Below are 17,271 nucleotides of genomic sequence, written 5' to 3' on the forward strand. Positions count from 1 at the left end.
CGCCCGAGCGCCGGTTCGGCAAGCAAGACCGGAGAGAAACGATGGGGAAAGCGAAACGTGGCGTTCTGGAACGTGGCCGTGCCCAGGTCGTCCCGCTCATGGGGCCGGACCAGGGACATCGCATTCATGCTCAGTGACATCGACGAGCCGAGACGGAGCCCTCGAAACGCGACCGATCCCTGAAATGGGATCGGCCTCGGATGATCCGGCTCACAAGAACTCCGTTCGCTTCCCTCGGAATGGCGGAGTTCGGTTGTCTTTCAGCGCCTCACCCGCAGTCCAGAGGCCGCCCTCAACCGAGCGGACGCGGCGTCAGGCGTGCTCGCGCAGGGCAACGGCCTCGGGGGCCATGCCGAATCGATCGGCGAGGTGCCAGCGGAGTTCGCGGGCCGAATGATAATTGTAAGAGGTATCGATGAGGTGGCTCAGATCCATCGCCTGGGAACCGCGCGTCGCGGTCTTCTTCAGACGATCCACCCGAAAGGTCGCCGCGTCGGTGACGGGCGAACGGACGCCGCGGCGCCGGGTATATTCGAACAACATATGTTTTCTTGTGTACTTTCTCGTGTCGTGAGGTATAGGGTTCCTAGAGCGGGACCGGGAACGTTCTACGGGGTTGCGGAGCACGAATCGGTGAGCCGTTTTTCTGAAATCGGCGCCACGTCGATTGGCGATGAAGGGCTCGCCCTGGAGCCGGAGGTGACGCCAGCCCTGTGGGCTGGCGCCGAAGCCGTCAGGCCGCCTGGAGGTTGCCGGCGGAATCCTTGCCGCTGCGCTTATCCGTCTGGATCTCGTAGGAGACCTTCTGGCCCTCGATGAGGTTACGCATGCCCGCCCGCTCGACGGCGGAGATGTGAACGAAGACGTCCTTGCCGCCATCGTCAGGCTGGATGAAGCCGTAGCCCTTGGTCTCGTTGAACCATTTCACAGTGCCGGTATTCACGTATAGATCCTCGTATCGTTCGTCGATCTTCACCCGCCATCCAAAGGATGTCGATGCGAAGACCCTCTTCTAAAACGTCCTGACGGGGATCAGCAGGACGTGAAACGCTTTGTCTTACAAGCGCCCGGCTCACCGATACCCGCTGCATGCACATGTAGTCGCTTCATGCGGCGGCAACAAGGCGTCTCGGTCGATGGAAACGCGCCGACCTCCCGCGAGACGCTGGGAGCCCCCTGCGGCACGGGCGCCAAGTGCTGGGCATCCGGCACCACACGGTGCATATGTGAGTTGGAGTTCAAGCGGCGAGAGTCGCCCACGAATATCGTCATCCGACCCCGCCTCGCCCGCGGGGAACCCATTGCGGACCGGCGCTGACGTGAGCGACTCGATGACGATGCGGTTAGGCGGTTCATGGCGGGCATCTCGGTTTCCCTCGAAGGCGCGAATATCCAGCTGTCCTTCCAGAAGGACGATCAGGCGACGGCGGTGGTGATGGATGCACGGGCCGCCCGCGCCCTGGTCCGGGCCGTCGGTCACCTCCTCACGGCCATCGACGAGCCGGACGATGCCGATGGGCCGGATGACCTCGGCGACGAGGATCTGGCGATGCTCGAAGTCACATCCTCGGTCATCGAGGTGGGGACGGATGAGCAAGGCCAGGCCGTCGTCGCCCTGCAGGCCGGCGCCCTGCCGCCGTTCCAACTCCGCCTCACGGACGAAGAGGCCCGTCACGTGGCGACGAGCCTCTCGGAAATCCTGAGTGCCCCCCGCGATGTCAGGGCATCTCATGGGGATCACTAGAACGCCCGGCGTCGGGCGACGTCACATCCGAACGCCCGGATCCGTCGGAACGCCCGGGAGATAATCCGGCTCGGAACCGGGCCCCCCCGGTGCGTCGATTCCGGGATCGTTGACGGGATAGGGCGTGCGGGGACCGGTCGGCCCGATATCGGGTTGTTCATCGGGCGGAGGCGGCGCCGGGAGATCTCCGGGAATACCGCCGGGCAAGGGTTCGGGGATCGGTAGGCCGGGATTGGCCATTCGGACTCTCCTGCAAAGGGCTGTGTCGACCAACACCAGCCCCCTGCGGCGGGTTCCGAGGGCCCGGGCGGGGCTCCCAGTCGATGCGCAAACCTCAGCGCCTGGCCGCCGCCTTCTGAACCCGGGCTTTTTCCGGCACCGTATCGGCGAACAGTTCCGAAAGTCGGCGCTGGTCGAGGCCACGCGTCACATCGCGGTCGGGCGCATGTTTGCGCACATCGATGGAGCCCGTGGTCACCGGGTCGGGAATCGACGCGACGGGCCAGGTCGGGGCTGCAGGCTCACGCTGCAGGCGCATGGTCCAATGGGCTGCGGTGGAGAGCGCGGCGATGGCGAGGATCGCCTTGATGCCACCCGTGAGGAGGCGTCTCATGATGGTTGGCCCGAGGCTACGCAGTGACACGGAGCCGGTTCCCCGGCCTGGGTCTATACTCGCGTAGGATCGTTAAGGGACCGCTTTCGCCAACATCTCCGATCCATCCCGGATCAGGCCATCGCGGGACTTGCAGAGTCGAATTGTCCCCGGGCCGCACCACGCGCAACCTTCAGCCCCGACGAGGGCCGGGACCTCGATGCGGCTGCCCCGCCACAGGCCGGCCCTCCGCCGTCGCGCCGCGGGACATCGCTCCGCGGCGCAGCTGTCCCAAGCCCTTTACCGCAAGGATCCACAGAACCGCTGAATCCGGGTGCAGGCCTCCTCCAACGCGGCATTCGAGGTCGCGTAGGAGATCCGCAGGTTAGGGCCGAGACCGAAGGCGGAGCCATGCACCGCGGCCACGCCCTCGGCCTGGAGCAGTTCGACCACGAAATCCTCGTCGGTTTCGATCACCTTGCCGGAGGGGGCGGTGCGTCCGATGGTCTCGGCGCAGGATGGATAGACGTAGAACGCGCCCTCCGGGGTCGGACACTTGAGTCCCTGCGTCTGGTTCAGCATCGAGACCACGAGGTCGCGCCGGGCATGGAACGCCTTGCGGAATTCGGCCAGATGCGCCTGCGTGCCGTCGAGGGCGGCGACGGCCGCCCATTGCGAGATCGAGCAGGCTCCGGATGTCTGCTGCCCTTGAACGAAATCCATGGCCTTGATGAGCTTTTCCGGACCGGCGGCGTAGCCGATGCGCCAGCCGGTCATGGCATAGGCCTTCGAGACGCCGTTCATGGTCAGGGTGCGGTCGTAGAGGTTCGGCTCGACCTGGGCCGGGGTGACGAACTCGAAATCGCCGTAGCAGAGGTGCTCGTACATGTCGTCGGTGAGCACCCAAACCTGCGGATGGCGCAGGAGCACATCGGTGATCCGCTTCATCTCGTCCCGCGCATAGGCCGCGCCCGACGGGTTCGAGGGCGAATTGAGGATGATCCACTTCGTCTTCGGGGTGATCACCCGCTCGAGCTCCTCCGGCTGGAGCTTGAAATCGTGCTCCATGGTCGTCTCGGCGAAGACCGGAGTGCCGCCGCACAGCACCACCATCTCGGGGTACGACACCCAATAGGGACGCGGGATCACCACCTCGTCGCCGGGATTCAGGGTGGCCAGCAGGGCATTGTAGATGACGTGCTTGCCACCGGTGCCGACGATGGTCTGCGACGGCTTGTAGTCGAGGCCGTTCTCGCGCTTGAACTTCGTCACGATGGCTTCGCGCAGGGGCACGATGCCGGAGACGGGCGTGTACTTGGTCTCACCGCGCGCGATGGCGGCGACGGCAGCGTCCTTGATGTGCTGCGGCGTATCGAAATCCGGCTCGCCCACGGAGAGGCTGATCACGTCCATCCCGCCGGCTTTGAGTTCGCGCGCCTTCTGCGTCATCGCGATGGTCGCGGACGGTTTCACACGCGACAGGGCGTCGGCGAGAAAGCCCATGAAACAGCTCCGGAATTCTTCGAGTGGATTCTTGAAACGGGCGGGACCGTAATCGCGGGGGATTCTTCGGGCAAGGGAGGGAGCGAGCCCTTGCCCGGGACTGCGATGGACTGCCCTTGAGGCGCACCCAAAACCTAACGCGCGGAGTTGCTGCCAATGACGTTTACGAAGTCATGGCCGAGCCCCTGTGCCCCGCTCGTGATCAGGGTGCCCGCGACGAACTGGTCGAGGTGCGGCACCGTGCGGGCGCGCTGAGCCAACACGGTCCGGTCGAACACCGACCGATGACCGGAGCTCGTGGTCCGATGCCGCCCCACGGCTGGGGAGCAGCACCGAGGCCGATCGGGATGGCCCCGTCATCCCCCGCGCATGGAAACGCCGCCGCTCCCGGTTGAGAGCGGCGGCGCAATGGTCGATCAAACCCTTCGGAGTGATCCGAACCCCGCTGGCGTCCTTCGGAAGAGCGGGGTTCGGTCGTCCTCGATCGCTCCGTGGGCCTCGTGAGACGGTTTTCGGTGCGATCGTGGGGAAACCGTCTCAGCCGCCGAACAGGCGCTTGATGCCCGAGAGCAGGCCACCGGATTTACCCGCCTCCTCCCCTTCGGAGTCGGTCTTGCCGAGGCTGGGCTCGGGCAGTTCGGCCTTCGTCTCCGCCGGCGCGGAGGGTGCGGCCTGAACGAGGCCGAGGGCCGCCGTATCGGTGCTTTCGCGATCGATGAGGATGAAACCGCCGGTGTCGCGGTTTTCCGTATAGGCATCCACCGGTACGGCGCGGTCGAGGGAGAGGACCACGTCGCCGATATCGTTGGCGACGAGGCGGGTCACCGGTTCGGCCTTCCCCGTCTCGGGGTCGATCCGGCTGCGGATGGCACTGACCACGGCGTTGACCGTCATGGTCCCGATCTTGGCGAGCAGCGTCGCCCCCTGGGCGAGTTCGGTCTCGGCCGCCCAGAACAGGCGCGCATCGAGGGTGTCGGTCACGCGGATCGGCGCGGTGGCGGCGGCGATGACGGAGCCACGCGAGGCATCGACCTCGTCGGCCAGCACCAGAGTCACCGATTGCCCCTCCACCGCGTGGGGCAGATCGCCATCGGCGGTGTAGATGCGCGCGATGGTGGAGGTGCGGCCCGACGGCGCGATGACGACGGCGTCACCCGGGGAGACCCGACCGCTGGCAATGAGGCCCGAGAACCCGCGGAAATCCGAGTTCGGCCGGTTGACCCACTGCACGGCCATGCGGAAGGGAGCGGCCTGCGCCTCGACGTGGACGGGCACCTCCTCGAGGTACTTGAGCAGGGGCGTGCCCGTGTACCAGGGAACGGCGGTACCCGGCAGCACGACGTTGTCGCCGTTCTTGGCCGAGAGCGGGATGGCCCGGACTTCCGTGAAGCCGAGGGGAGCCGCGAAGGCTTCGAACGCCTTCGTGATCGCCTCGAACTTGTCCTGCGACCAGCCCACGAGATCCATCTTGTTGATGGCCAAGGCCACGCGCTTGATGCCGAGGAGCGAGACGAGGAGCGCATGGCGCCGCGTCTGCCGGGTCAGGCCCTGGCGGGCATCCACCAGGATCACCGCCACGTCCGCCGTCGAGGCACCGGTGGCCATGTTGCGGGTGTATTGCTCGTGGCCGGGGGTGTCGGCGACGATGAACGAGCGCTTATCGGTGGAGAAGAACCGGTAGGCGACGTCGATGGTGATGCCCTGCTCGCGCTCGGCCTGGAGGCCGTCCACGAGGAGCGCGAGGTCGATCTCGGCGCCCTGCGTGCCGTGCTTGCGCGAATCGCGCTGCAGGGCCGTCACCTGATCGTCGAAGATCTGCTTCGTATCGTGCAGGAGGCGACCGATGAGGGTCGACTTGCCGTCGTCCACGGAGCCGCAGGTGATGAAGCGCAGCACCTCCTTGCTCTGATGGGCGGCGAGGAAACTGTCGAAGCCGAAGGCGTCGGGCGATTGATGGATGGTCATCTTAGAAATAGCCCTCCTGCTTCTTGCGCTCCATGGCGCCGGCGCCGTCCTTGTCGATGACGCGGCCCTGACGCTCCGAGGTCCGGGCCGCCAGGGTCTCGCCGATGATTTCCGGCAGGGTCGCCGCGTCGCTCTCGACGGCGCCGGTCAGGGGATAGTCGCCGAGCGTCCGGAAGCGGACGGACACGTCCTTCGGGGTCTCGCCCGGCTCCAGGGGCAGACGGGCGTCGTCGACCATGATGAGCTGGCCGTCGCGCTCCACCACGGGCCGCGGCTTGGCGAAGTACAGCGGCACGATAGGGATGTTTTCCTGCTCGATGTAGAGCCAGACGTCGAGTTCGGTCCAGTTCGAGATCGGGAACACCCGCAGGGATTCGCCGCGCTTCTTGCGCAGGTTGTACAGGTGCCACGGCTCGGCGCGCTGGCGCTTGGGGTCCCACCGATGCTGGGCGGTGCGCAGGGAGAAGATCCGCTCCTTGGCGCGGCTCGCCTCCTCGTCGCGCCGGGCGCCCCCGAAGGCCGCGTCGAACTTGTGCTTGTCGAGGGCCTGGCGCAGGGCCTGGGTCTTCATCACATCGGTGTGGACTTCCGAGCCGTGGCTGATCGGCCCGATGCCGCGCGCCAGCCCGTCCTGATTCGTGTGCACGATGAGGTCGAGGCCGAGCTCCTTGGCCCGGGCATCGCGGAACGCGATCATCTCCCTGAACTTCCACGTCGTATCGATGTGCATCAGGGGGAACGGCAACCGGCCGGGCGCGAACGCCTTCAGAGCCAGGTGCAGCAGCACCGACGAATCCTTGCCGATGGAATACAGCATCACCGGGTTCTCCGTCTCGGCGACGGTCTCCCGCAGGATGTGGATGCTCTCCGCCTCAAGGCGCTGGAGATGGGTAAGGCGCTCGGCGCGCGTGGCTGCGAGGGCGGCGCTCATCGGGCCATCTCCGGGGACAGGTTGCGGTTGGGGGTTTCGAACGCGGCCGGCTCCTGACCGGGCTGAACGTCCGCCTCGGGCGTGTGAATGTGCAAGCCGCACTCCTTCTTCGATGCCTGCTCCCACCACCAGCGGCCCGCCCGCTCGTCCTCACCGACCTTGATGGCGCGGGTGCAGGGAGCGCAGCCGATGGAGGGAAATCCGCGATCGTGCAGAACGTTGTAGGGGATGTAGTTGTCGGCGACGAACCGATCGACGTCCGCCCGGCTCCAATCGGCCAGGGGATTGATCTTGATGAGACCGCGCGCCGCGTCGGCCTCGGCCAGGGGGGTGTCGGCCCGGTTGGCCGATTGCCCGGAGCGCAGGCCCGTCAGCCAGCCGGCGGCGCCTTCCAGGGCTCGGCCGAGGGGCTCGACCTTGCGGAAGCCGCAGCAGGCCTGCCGGGCCGCGACGGACTGGCGGAAACCGTTGATGCCCTCCTCCCGCACGAACCGCTCCTCGGCCTCACGCTCGGGCGCGTAGGCGCGGATGCGGATGCCGTAGGCCGACTCGGTCTCGGTCCAGGTGTCGTAGGTCTCGGGATAGAGCCGGCCCGTGTCGAGGGTGACGATCTCGGTGCGCCCCTTCGCCATGGCGAGGGCGTGCGTCAGGGCCTGATCCTCGATGCCGAGGCTCGTGGTGAAGACGAGGCGACCGGGCACGGCGGCCTCGATCAGGGCGACGCGGCCCTTGAGGTCGAGGCCCGCCATGCGAGCGGCGAGGTCGCGCGCCGCGTGTTCCAGTTGTGAGCTCATGACGATGTTCGGAATGTCCGCTTGTCTGATCCCTGAGATGTTCGCTATAACGAACGCTGTCAAGGCATCGCCGCCTCTGAGCCGGGGATCCGGCCCCCGTGGGCGGCGCGATCGGGCAACGGCCCGGTCCCGGGATCGGTTGCCTGACGGAGAAAGATCCTTCTCATACGACCGGCGCGCCGTGCTCACCCGCACCCGCTGCCGCTCGCGAACCGACACGAGGCGACCTTGGATGCCATCGATCTGAAGATCCTCGGGCTGCTGCAGCAGGACGCCACCCTGTCCATCGCCACCATCGGCGAGCGGGTCGGCCTGTCGCAGACGCCCTGCTGGAAGCGCATTCAGCGCCTGGAGGCGGACGGGGTCATCGACCGGCGCGTCGCCGTGCTCGATCCGGTGAAACTCGGCCTCGGCCTCACGGTGTTCGTCTCCATCGAAACGGCGGATCACTCCCGCGAATGGCTGGAGCGCTTCGCCGAGACCGTCTCGGCCATGCCCGAGGTGCTGGAATTCTACCGCATGGCCGGGGATGTGGATTACATGCTGCGCGTCGTCGTGGCCGATATGCGGGCTTACGACACCTTCTATAAGCACCTCATTGCGACGCTGCCGTTGAAGAACGTCACCTCGCGCTTCGCCATGGAGAAGGTGAAGTCTACCACCGCCCTGCCCCTGCCGGCTCCGCCGACCAGCGGGCGCTTCGTCCCGACCCTTTCGGTGGTCGCGGGCGAATAAGGCATAAGAATAATCTTCTGTTTTGCGGCGCACCCGCAGGCAGCTCCTTCTACGGTGGCGGCGTTCTGTAAAACGGACATTCCGTTAACCAGGCGGTCACTCAGGACGACATGGCTTTGGCAATGGCACGACACGCGATCCTTCCCCGCACGGCCCCGTTCGAAGACAAGGAACGGGCGAGCCTCGACGCCGTCCTCGGCGCCGCGACCCCGATCCAACGGGCCTGGCTCGCGGGCTTCCTCGCCGGCCTCGACGCCGCCGGTGGACAACCCGCCGCCGCCCCGGCCGCGCCCCCGAAGGCGGCCGAGCCCCTGACGATCCTCTTCGCGAGCGAATCCGGCAACTCCGAGAAACTCGCCAGTGACGTGGCCAAGCTCGCGCGCAAGAACGGCTTCAAGCCGAAGGTCGTCGATTTCTTCGACCTCGACGTGGCGAGCCTCGCCAAGGAGAAGCGTGTCGTGGCCATCGCCGCCACCTGGGGCGAGGGCGAGCCCCCGGCCCGGGCGACGCGGGCCTATGGCGAACTCATGGGCGATGGCGCGCCGCGCCTCGACGGTATCGAGTTCGCCGTCCTGTCCCTGGGAGATACCTCCTATGCGGAATTCTGCGCCATCGGAAAGGCGCTGGACGCCCGCTTCGAGGCCCTCGGCGCCAAGCGTGCCTTCGAGCGGGCCGACCTCGACCTCGATTTTGACAAGCCGGCCGCCGAGTGGATCAAGAACACCCTCAAGGCCCTGACCCCGGCCAGCACCGACAACGTCGTGGCCGTGGACTTCGCGGCCCGCGCCGTCGAGGACGACGAGGACGACGAGCCCAGCCGTGAGCCGAAGGTGGTCGAGGTCGTCGATCACGTGAACCTGAACTCGTCCCGTTCCGACAAGGAGACGATCCACCTCGCCCTCGAATTCGAGGACGGCGCGCCGGCCTACGAGCCGGGCGACGCCCTCGAGATCTACCCTGAGAACGATCCGGCCCTCGTGGACGAGATCCTGGCCGCCACGGGCCTCACCGGCGACGACGCCCTGCGTCAGGCCCTGCTGGCGGAACGCGACATCACCACCCTGTCGGCGACCACGGTGGAGCGATTCGCCAAGGCCACCGGCCATGCCGACGCCCAGAAACTCATCGACAGCGGTGAGGCCAAGGCCTGGATCGAGGGGCGCCACCTCATCGACCTCATCCAGAGCTTCCCCGCCACCGTCACGGCCGATCACCTCAACACCATCACTCGGCCTCTGCCGCCCCGCGCCTATTCCATCGCCTCATCGCGCAAGGAAGTCGGCGACGAGGTCCACCTCGTCATCGCGGCCGTGCGCTACGAGACCCATGGCCGGGCCCGCTCCGGCGTCGCCTCCACGCATGTGGCCGACCGGGTGAAGAACGGCGCCAAGCTGCGGGTGAAGCTGAAGCCCAACCGCCATTTCCGCCTGCCGCAGGACCCGGCCACGGACATCATCATGGTTGGCCCTGGCACCGGCGTCGCGCCGTTCCGCGCCTTCGTTCAGGAGCGCCGCGCCGTCGAGGCTCCGGGCCGTTCCTGGCTGTTCTTCGGCGACCGTCACTTCACCCACGACTTCCTGTACCAGCTCGAATGGCAGGACGCCCTGGAAGACGGCTCGCTGACGAAGATCGACGTCGCCTTCTCGCGCGACCAGCCCGAGAAGATCTACGTGCAGGACCGGATCGATCACCACGCCCGCGAACTTGTGGCGTGGCTCGACGGCGGCGCTCATTTCTACGTCTGCGGCGATGCCAACCGGATGGCCAAGGACGTGCGCAACGCCGTCGTGCGCGCCTATCAGACCGCGAAGGCGCTCAGCCCGGCCGATGCCGAGGCGGCGGTCGCGGCCCTGGAGCGCGCCCACCTCTACCAGCAGGACGTTTACTAGGACGAGAGCCGAAAGCCCCTCCCCCGCGCTGCGGGGAGGGACGCGCCCCCGAGCGCACAGCATTCGATTTGAAAAGACCGGAATCCCGCCATGGCCGAGCAGACCCCGCCCCGCACCTACGAGACCCCGCCGACGGAGCGCCCGATCACCGAGGCGGAAGCCGCCCGGTCGGCCGGCCTCGCCCATAACGAGCACCTCAAGATCGCCTCGGGCTACCTGCGCGGAACGCTCGCCGACGGCCTCCTGAAGCACGCCACGGGCGCCATCTCGGAGGATGACGGCCAGCTCGTGAAGTTCCACGGCATGTACATGCAGGACGACCGCGACATCCGCGCGGAGCGTACGAAGAAAAAGCTCGAGAAGGCGTTCAGCTTCATGATCCGCCTGCGCATCGCCGGCGGCGTCGTCACCCCGAAGCAGTGGCTGGCGCTGGATAAGATCGCCACCACGTATGCCGGCGGGGCGCTCCGGGCGACGACGCGCCAGACCTTCCAGTACCACGGCGTCATCAAGTCGAACCTCAAGCGCACGATGGCGGCCATCGACGCGACGCTCCTCGACACCATCGCGGCCTGCGGCGACGTCAACCGCAACGTAATGGCGGCGACGAATCCGGCGCAGGTCGGCGCCCACAAGGCCGCCTACCAGCTCGGCAAGGACATCTCGGATTCCCTGCTGCCGAAGACGAGCGCCTGGCGCGAGATCTGGCTCGACGGCGAGCGCGTGGTCGGCGGTGAGGAGGAGGCCGAGGTCGAGCCCGTCTATGGCAAGACCTACCTGCCGCGGAAGTTCAAGACCGTCATCGCCGTGCCGCCCTCGAACGAGGTCGACATCTTCGCCCACGACCTCGGCTTCATCGCCATCCTGGACGACAAGAACGAGGTCACGGGCTGGAACGTCACCGTGGGCGGCGGCATGGGCATGACCCATGGCGAGACCGATACGTTCCCGCGCACGGCCGACGTCATGTGCTTCGTTGAGCCCGAAGACGCCTTGAAGACGGCGGAAGCCGTGATGACGGTGCAGCGCGACTGGGGCAACCGCAAGGTGCGCAAGAACGCCCGCCTGAAATACACCATCGAGCGCTACGGTCTGGCCGCCTTCCGGGCCGAGGTCGAGAAGCGCGTCGGCAAGCCGCTGGCCGATCCGAAGCCGTTCACCTTCACCAACAACGGGGACCGCTACGGCTGGACCGAGGGCGACGACGGCCGCCACCACCTCACCCTCTACATTCCGTCCGGCCGGATCAAGGACATCGACGGCGGCCCCCAACTGCTCACGGGCCTGCGCAGAATCGCCGAGATCCACGAGGGCGATTTCCGCCTCACCGGCAACCAGAACGTCATCATCGCCAACGTCCCGGCGGAGAAGCGCGCCGAGATCGAGGCGCTGGTCGATCAGTACGGCCTCCAGAAGGGTGCCAGCGCCCTGCGACGCAACTCCATGGCCTGTGTCGCCCTGCCGACCTGCGGCCTCGCCCTGGCCGAAAGCGAGCGCTACCTTCCGGATCTGATGACCGAACTGGAGACGAGCCTCGCGTCGCACGGGCTTCAGGACGACGAGATCACCATCCGGATGACCGGCTGCCCCAACGGCTGCGCCCGCCCCTACATCGCCGAGATCGGCCTCGTCGGTCGCGGGCCGGAACGTTACCACCTCTACCTCGGCGCCGCCTTCGACGGCTCGCGCCTCGGCAAGCTCTACGGCGAGGACGTGACCGCCTCCGAGATCAAGACGATCCTCGATCCACTGTTCGCCGCCTATGCCAAGAACAAGCAGCCCGGTGAGCGGTTCGGCGATTACCTCATCCGCGATGGCTACGTGACGAAGACGATCAACGGCCCGGATTTCCACGACAAGATCGGGCCGCTGAAGAGCGCGGCCTAAGCCCGCGAACGCCGGGACGGGAATCCCCGACCCGGCGTTCGCTCCTTACGGCTAAGCTTCTCCAGGATTTGAGAAATTTAGACCCGCCGTGAACCGTTGCGGTTGATCGTCGTTGACAGGTCAGACAACGCGAGAGGCGTCCATGGCCAGTCACGAGATCCTGAACTTCTTCGAGCATCGTCGCGACGGCGCCTGGGTCTGCGTCAAGCCGTTCACGCTCACCACGAAATCCAGCAGCGTCGACATCCGCCAGGGGATGCGCTTCGATTATGGCAAGCGCATCGGCGGCGTGGATCTGGCCGAATACTTGGAGCAGCTCGGCTGCCAATTCGGCTCATAAGGCACACACCCGACACTTCGTGGGTCCGGAGTCGCGTTGGCCTTTGACCTCGCCCGGAGCGCCGCCTAGCGTGACCGCCATGACGAGCGCCGCGGTTCCCATGACGCCCCTTCCGGAGACGGATATCGTTCCGGAAGAGTCCGGCCCCACCACTCGTTGCCGCATTCTCGAAACCGCCGAGGCGGCCTTTCGTGAGATCGGCTATCAGAAGACCACCGTGGCCGATATCGCCCGGTCGCTGCGGATGAGCCCGGCCAACGTCTATCGGTTCTTCGAGTCGAAGAAGGCGATCCACGAGGCGGTGATTCAGCGTCTCATGGGCGAGACCGAGCAGAGTGTTGCCCTCGCCGTCGAGAATGCCGGCGCGGGCGCCGCCGATCGGATCGGAGCGGTGATCCGAGCCCTGCACCGGACCTGCGCCGAGCGCTGCGAAGCCAATCCGCGCATGCAGGAGATGGTGGCAGCCGCCGTTTCCGAAAGCTGGGATGTGTGTGCCCAGCATATCGAGCGGGTCGCCATCGTGTTCGAGACCCTGGTTCGGGAGGGTGTCGCCACGGGCGAGTTCAACGTCGACGATCCAAAGCTCGCCGCCGCCTGTCTCCACACCGCCGTCGTGCGCTATTGCCACCCGACCCTGGTGAGCCAGTATCCGGATGCCGGCATCCCCCCCCTGGAGGCGATGATCGCGTTTCTGCTGAAGGGCCTGCGCGGCGTCCCGTGAGGGGGCTCAGGCCATCTCGGCGACGATGGCGTGGGCCACGGCGCGGGGATCGGCCGCCCCGGTGATGGGACGCCCGACCACGACGTGATCGATCCCGGCTCGCCGCGCCTCGCCGGGCGTCATCACCCGCTTTTGGTCGCCGAGGGCGCTGCCGGCGGGACGAATGCCCGGGGTGACGATGAGGCGGTCCGGCCCGATCACGCCGCGAACCGATTCGGCTTCGACGGCGCTGCAGACGATGCCGTCGATGCCGGCCTCCGCCGCCTGGCGGGCACGCTGGGCCACGAGATCGGGAACGGACAGGGCGTAGCCGGCGTCGCGCGCGTCCGCCGCGTCGTAGGAGGTCAGCACCGTCACGGCCAGGATCTGGAGGCCGCCGGTCCCCCGCCCCCGCACGGCCGCCCGCATGGTCTGGGGATAGGCGTGCACCGTGAGGAACGTGGGCCCGAGATCGGCGAGCGCCCGGACCCCCTCCTCCACGGTGTTGCCGATATCGTGGAGCTTGAGATCGAGGAACACCTTGAGGCCGGCGGCGGCCAGACGCGGCACGAGGGCGAGGCCGCCCGCGTAGGCGAGGCGATAGCCGATCTTGTAGAAGGTCGCCGCGTCGCCGATGCGCTCCACCAGACCTTCCGCCTCCGCCACCGTCGCGACGTCGAGGGCGACGATGAGGCGGTCGCGCGGATCGGTGAGGGCGGGCATGGGCGGCTCCTTGGCGGCGCTGGACCGGGCGGCCATCCCGCGTCCGGGCGGCCGTGTCAACGCGAGGATCAGGATTGCGGGCGCATGGCGCGCGCGACTTCCGCCCGGAGCACCGGCAGCAGTTCGGCCTCGAACCACGGATTGGCCTTGAGCCAGCCGCTGTTGCGCCAGGACGGGTGCGGCAGGGGCAGGACCCGCGGTCGGCGCGGCGCGTCGAGGACGGCCCGCCAGTTCCGCACCGTCTCGGTGAGGCCGCCCTTGGCCCGGCCGAGATGCCACGCCTGTGCGTACTGGCCGATGACGAGGATGAGTTCGAGATGCGGCAACCCGGCGAACAGCTCGGCGCGCCAGCGCTCGGCGCATTCGCGCCGGGGCGGACGGTCCCCGCCCTTGGCGTCGTAACCCGGAAAGCAGGCTCCCATGGGCACGATGGCGAGGCGCGACGCGTCGTAGAACGCCGCCTCGTCGAGGCCGAGCCAGTCGCGCAGGCGGAGGCCGGACGGGTCCATGAACGGGATGCCGCTCTTGTCGGCCTTGTTGCCCGGCGCTTGGCTGGCGATGCACAGGCGCGCGCTGGAACGCCCCTGCACGATGGGGCGGGGCTCCTGCGGCAGGGGCGGCCCGTAGATCGGCGCGTCGCGGCAGAGGCGGCAGGCGCGTAAGGCAGCGGCGGTGACTTCGAATTCGCAAGCGGAGGGCATGGGGGACGGAGATAGGAGGAGGCTCCCGTTCGGCCCAGGGGTACGGGGGGAGGCACGGGAACGCAGGTGCCGTTCGGCCCTTCGCGTCGATCCTCCGCATCCGTACCCGCCGAAGAGAGGCCAAGTCAGCGCGAAAACGCGCAAGAGAAAGACGAGAGCACGCCCTTTGTGGTCCAAGAATCACGGATCAGCGCTATCTGTTTCCCGTCGGATCGACCGGCTCCCTAGCAATGGAGTTCCCATGCCCTTCCTCGACACTCCGGACGGCACACGCCTGTACTACAAGGATTGGGGCTCCGGCCGCCCCGTCGTCTTCATCCATGGCTGGCCCCTTGATGCCGACATGTGGGAATACCAGATGCCGGCCGTCACGGAGGCGGGCTTTCGCACCCTCGCGTACGACCGCCGCGGCTTCGGCCGCTCGGACCAGCCCTGGGGTGGCTACGATTACGACACCTTCGCGGACGATCTGAAGGCGGTGCTCGACGGCCTCGACCTCCAGGACGTGGCGCTGGTGGGCTTCTCCATGGGCGGGGGCGAGATCGCCCGTTATCTCTCGCGCCACGGCGGGGCGCGGGTGTCGCGCGTGGCCCTGATTTCAGCGGTGACGCCGATGATGCTGAAGACCAACGACAATCCGGACGGTGTGGATGCCAGCGTCTTCGAAGAGATGATCGCCGGCCTGAAGGCCGACCGGCCGCACTTCCTTGCCAATTTCGCCAAGACCTTCTTCGGGGCTGGCGTCTTCACCGCGCCGGCCTCGACGGAACTCATGCGCTGGACTGGCGACATCGCCATGCGTGCCTCACCGAAAGCCACGACGGCCTGTGTTCAAGCCTTCGGCGGAACGGATTTCCGCGCCGACATGGCCCATTTCCGTGTGCCGACTCTCATCGTCCATGGCGACGACGACCAAACCGTGCCCATCGACACGTCGGGCCGGGCAGCGGCGGCGGCGATCCCCGGCTCGGCCTTCATCGTCTACAAGGGGGCCTCCCATGCCCTGCCGTTCACCCATGCCGAGGAACTCACGGGCGATCTCATTGCCTTCCTGAAGGCGTAAGCGCACCGGAACCTAAGTCAGCACACCGTCTTGAACCGATATCGAGACGGGACACGGTAGACGCCAGATCATATAGGTTAAGTTTTTCAAATATGGAAACCTTGGGCCTCTACCGAAACGTCCCGGCGAATATCGCACAAGGACGATCCGCATGAAGGCATTGTGCTGGCACGGCAAGGGCGACATCCGGTGCGATACGGTACCGGACCCCAAAATAGAGGATGCGCGCGACGTCATCATCAAGGTGACGTCGTGCGCCATCTGCGGCTCGGATCTGCACCTCATGGACGGCCAGATGCCGACCATGGAGAGCGGTGACGTTCTGGGTCATGAGTTCATGGGCGAGGTGGTCGAGGTCGGGGCGGGCTTCACCAAGTTCAGACCAGGTGATCGCATCGTCGTGCCCTTCAACATCAATTGCGGCGAGTGCCGCCAGTGCAAGCTCGGCAACTACTCCGTCTGCCAGCGATCCAACCGCAACGGCGCCATGGCGGCCGCGCAGTTCGGCTACACCACCGCCGGTCTGTTCGGATACTCGCACCTCACCGGCGGCTATGCCGGCGGCCAAGCCGAATACGTCCGCGTGCCCATGGCCGATGTCGCCCCGATGCTGGCGCCCGAGGGAATCGACGACGAGCACCTGCTGTTCCTCACCGACATCCTGCCGACGGGCTGGCAGGGCGCCGAGCATTGCGAGATCCAGGGCGGCGAGAGCATCGCAATCTGGGGCGCCGGCCCCGTCGGCCTGTTCACGATCCAGTCGGCGAAGATCATGGGGGCGGAGCGCATCATCGTCATCGAGACGGTGCCCGAGCGTATCGCGCTCGCGCGCAAATCCGGCGCCACGGACATCATCGATTTCATGAAGGAGGACGTGTTCGAGCGGATCAAGGAGATCACCAAGGGCGAGGGTGCCGATGCGGTGATCGATTGCGTCGGGATGGAAGCCACCGCCGGCCACGGCGTCGCCGGGATCGTCAGCACCCTGCAGGAGAAGTTCACTTCGACGGAGCGGCCCTACGTCCTCATGGAGGCGATCAAGGCCGTGCGCCCCTGCGGCATCGTCTCGATTCCCGGGGTCTATGGCGGCCCGCTGCCCATCAACATGGGCTCCATCGTGCAGAAGGGCCTGACTCTGAAAAGCGGCCAGACCCACGTGAAGCGCTACCTGGAGACGCTGACGAAATTGATCCAGGAGGGCCGCTTCGACATGACGTCGATGATCACCCACCGCTCGACGGACCTCGCGGACGGCCCCGACCTCTACAAGACGTTCCGCGACAAGAAGGACGGCTGCGTGAAGGTGGTGTTCCACCCCAACTGAGCCCGCTCGAATCACTTCCGAGCAACGCCCCCGGATCGGGATCGCTTCGGGTCCGGGGGCGTTGCCACCCCGTCGATGACGGGCAAGCGCGAGGCAGGATGGCGTTCAAGGCGAAATCGGCGTCGGAGATCAAGGCGGCGGATCTCGCCGCCGCCCTCGTGCGGATCGCCGACCGAGAGGGCGCCCCGCTCCGGATTGGCGTGGACGAACTCCGGCGGGGCAACCCGCGCCTGACACCCCTCGCCCTCGGCCAGATGTTCCGCAAGCATCGCGAGATTCTGGACACCACCCTCGCCGAGCGCGGCTACGCCCTCGTCGATTATGCCGCCCAGGGGACCGGTCTCGGCATGGCGTTTTTCCTCGAAGCCGCGTGAGACCGG

Annotated in this window: 19 protein-coding genes; 9 read left to right on the top strand and 10 right to left on the bottom strand. The window is 66.9% G+C overall.

The genetic code is table 11. The annotated features are described in order from the left end of the window. Positions 1 to 312 precede the first annotated feature (312 nt). The gene (locus tag BM249_RS06695; protein WP_091970207.1) at positions 313 to 543 is read right to left on the bottom strand and encodes an AsnC family transcriptional regulator; all 231 of its coding nucleotides are present in this window, start codon (positions 541 to 543) and stop codon (positions 313 to 315) included. A gap of 190 nt (positions 544 to 733) precedes the next feature. Then, positions 734 to 943: a cold-shock protein gene (locus tag BM249_RS06700; RefSeq protein WP_026175704.1), complete on the bottom strand. Its 210-nt coding sequence runs from the start codon at positions 941 to 943 to the stop codon at positions 734 to 736. Between the two features lie 411 nt (positions 944 to 1,354). On the opposite strand from BM249_RS06700, the gene BM249_RS06705 reads away from it, so the two are divergent. Next, positions 1,355 to 1,744 carry a hypothetical protein gene (locus tag BM249_RS06705; RefSeq protein WP_091970209.1) on the top strand — a complete coding sequence of 130 codons (390 nt, stop codon included), beginning with the start codon at positions 1,355 to 1,357 and terminating at the stop codon, positions 1,742 to 1,744. A gap of 21 nt (positions 1,745 to 1,765) precedes the next feature. On the opposite strand, the gene BM249_RS22175 is transcribed toward BM249_RS06705, so the two are convergent. The 6 genes from BM249_RS22175 to BM249_RS06735 all read right to left on the bottom strand — a co-directional run bounded on the left by BM249_RS22175 (position 1,766) and on the right by BM249_RS06735 (position 7,529). Next, entirely contained in the window at positions 1,766 to 1,984 is a 219-nt protein-coding gene (locus tag BM249_RS22175; protein ID WP_091970211.1) for a hypothetical protein, read from the bottom strand. A 94-nt stretch (positions 1,985 to 2,078) separates the two neighbouring features. Beyond that, positions 2,079 to 2,357, bottom strand: coding sequence for a hypothetical protein (locus BM249_RS06715; RefSeq protein WP_091970509.1), 279 nt, complete (start codon positions 2,355 to 2,357; stop codon positions 2,079 to 2,081). Between the two features lie 279 nt (positions 2,358 to 2,636). Next, on the bottom strand, positions 2,637 to 3,839 hold the full coding sequence (locus tag BM249_RS06720) for a pyridoxal phosphate-dependent aminotransferase (RefSeq protein ID WP_091970214.1): 1,203 nt from the start codon (positions 3,837 to 3,839) through the stop codon (positions 2,637 to 2,639). 537 nt (positions 3,840 to 4,376) lie between these two features. Then, positions 4,377 to 5,804, bottom strand: coding sequence for a sulfate adenylyltransferase subunit CysN (cysN, locus tag BM249_RS06725; protein ID WP_091970215.1), 1,428 nt, complete (start codon positions 5,802 to 5,804; stop codon positions 4,377 to 4,379). Between the two features lies 1 nt (position 5,805). After that, positions 5,806 to 6,735 (bottom strand): sulfate adenylyltransferase subunit CysD, encoded by a 930-nt coding sequence (gene cysD / locus BM249_RS06730; RefSeq protein WP_091970217.1) that lies wholly within the window; start codon positions 6,733 to 6,735, stop codon positions 5,806 to 5,808. Beyond that, positions 6,732 to 7,529 carry a phosphoadenylyl-sulfate reductase gene (locus tag BM249_RS06735; protein ID WP_091970218.1) on the bottom strand — a complete coding sequence of 266 codons (798 nt, stop codon included), beginning with the start codon at positions 7,527 to 7,529 and terminating at the stop codon, positions 6,732 to 6,734. Before BM249_RS06735 ends, cysD begins: the two co-directional genes overlap by 4 nt. 228 nt (positions 7,530 to 7,757) lie before the next feature. Here BM249_RS06735 and BM249_RS06740 point away from each other — a divergent pair, with 228 nt between their 5' ends. From BM249_RS06740 to BM249_RS06760, 5 genes are all read left to right on the top strand, one after another. After that, positions 7,758 to 8,264 (top strand): Lrp/AsnC family transcriptional regulator, encoded by a 507-nt coding sequence (locus tag BM249_RS06740; RefSeq protein WP_091970220.1) that lies wholly within the window; start codon positions 7,758 to 7,760, stop codon positions 8,262 to 8,264. A gap of 122 nt (positions 8,265 to 8,386) precedes the next feature. Then, positions 8,387 to 10,153, top strand: coding sequence for a diflavin oxidoreductase (locus BM249_RS06745; protein ID WP_091970222.1), 1,767 nt, complete (start codon positions 8,387 to 8,389; stop codon positions 10,151 to 10,153). A gap of 90 nt (positions 10,154 to 10,243) precedes the next feature. Further along, complete coding sequence (locus BM249_RS06750) at positions 10,244 to 12,040, top strand: NADPH-dependent assimilatory sulfite reductase hemoprotein subunit (RefSeq protein ID WP_091970224.1); 1,797 nt, start codon at positions 10,244 to 10,246, stop codon at positions 12,038 to 12,040. Positions 12,041 to 12,182: 142 nt separating this feature from the next. After that, positions 12,183 to 12,380, top strand: coding sequence for a hypothetical protein (locus BM249_RS06755; RefSeq protein ID WP_091970226.1), 198 nt, complete (start codon positions 12,183 to 12,185; stop codon positions 12,378 to 12,380). A gap of 79 nt (positions 12,381 to 12,459) precedes the next feature. Beyond that, the gene (locus tag BM249_RS06760) at positions 12,460 to 13,101 is read left to right on the top strand and encodes a TetR/AcrR family transcriptional regulator (RefSeq protein WP_244528626.1); all 642 of its coding nucleotides are present in this window, start codon (positions 12,460 to 12,462) and stop codon (positions 13,099 to 13,101) included. Between the two features lie 6 nt (positions 13,102 to 13,107). On the opposite strand, the gene pyrF is transcribed toward BM249_RS06760, so the two are convergent. Both pyrF and BM249_RS06770 read right to left on the bottom strand, forming a co-directional pair. Then, positions 13,108 to 13,803, bottom strand: coding sequence for an orotidine-5'-phosphate decarboxylase (gene pyrF / locus BM249_RS06765; RefSeq protein ID WP_091970513.1), 696 nt, complete (start codon positions 13,801 to 13,803; stop codon positions 13,108 to 13,110). A 68-nt stretch (positions 13,804 to 13,871) separates the two neighbouring features. After that, on the bottom strand, positions 13,872 to 14,504 hold the full coding sequence (locus BM249_RS06770; protein WP_091970227.1) for a uracil-DNA glycosylase family protein: 633 nt from the start codon (positions 14,502 to 14,504) through the stop codon (positions 13,872 to 13,874). A gap of 241 nt (positions 14,505 to 14,745) precedes the next feature. Here BM249_RS06770 and BM249_RS06775 point away from each other — a divergent pair, with 241 nt between their 5' ends. From BM249_RS06775 to BM249_RS06785, 3 genes are all read left to right on the top strand, one after another. After that, on the top strand, positions 14,746 to 15,567 hold the full coding sequence (locus tag BM249_RS06775; RefSeq protein WP_091970229.1) for an alpha/beta fold hydrolase: 822 nt from the start codon (positions 14,746 to 14,748) through the stop codon (positions 15,565 to 15,567). A gap of 151 nt (positions 15,568 to 15,718) precedes the next feature. Further along, positions 15,719 to 16,891 (top strand): zinc-dependent alcohol dehydrogenase, encoded by a 1,173-nt coding sequence (locus BM249_RS06780; RefSeq protein ID WP_091970230.1) that lies wholly within the window; start codon positions 15,719 to 15,721, stop codon positions 16,889 to 16,891. Positions 16,892 to 16,989: 98 nt separating this feature from the next. Further along, a complete protein-coding gene (locus BM249_RS06785; protein WP_091970232.1) occupies positions 16,990 to 17,265 on the top strand; it encodes an adenylosuccinate synthase in 276 nt (91 codons plus the stop codon). The last annotated feature ends 6 nt before the right edge of the window (positions 17,266 to 17,271 follow it).

It is taken from the genome of Methylobacterium gossipiicola (assembly GCF_900113485.1).
GTDB lineage: Bacteria > Pseudomonadota > Alphaproteobacteria > Rhizobiales > Beijerinckiaceae > Methylobacterium > Methylobacterium gossipiicola.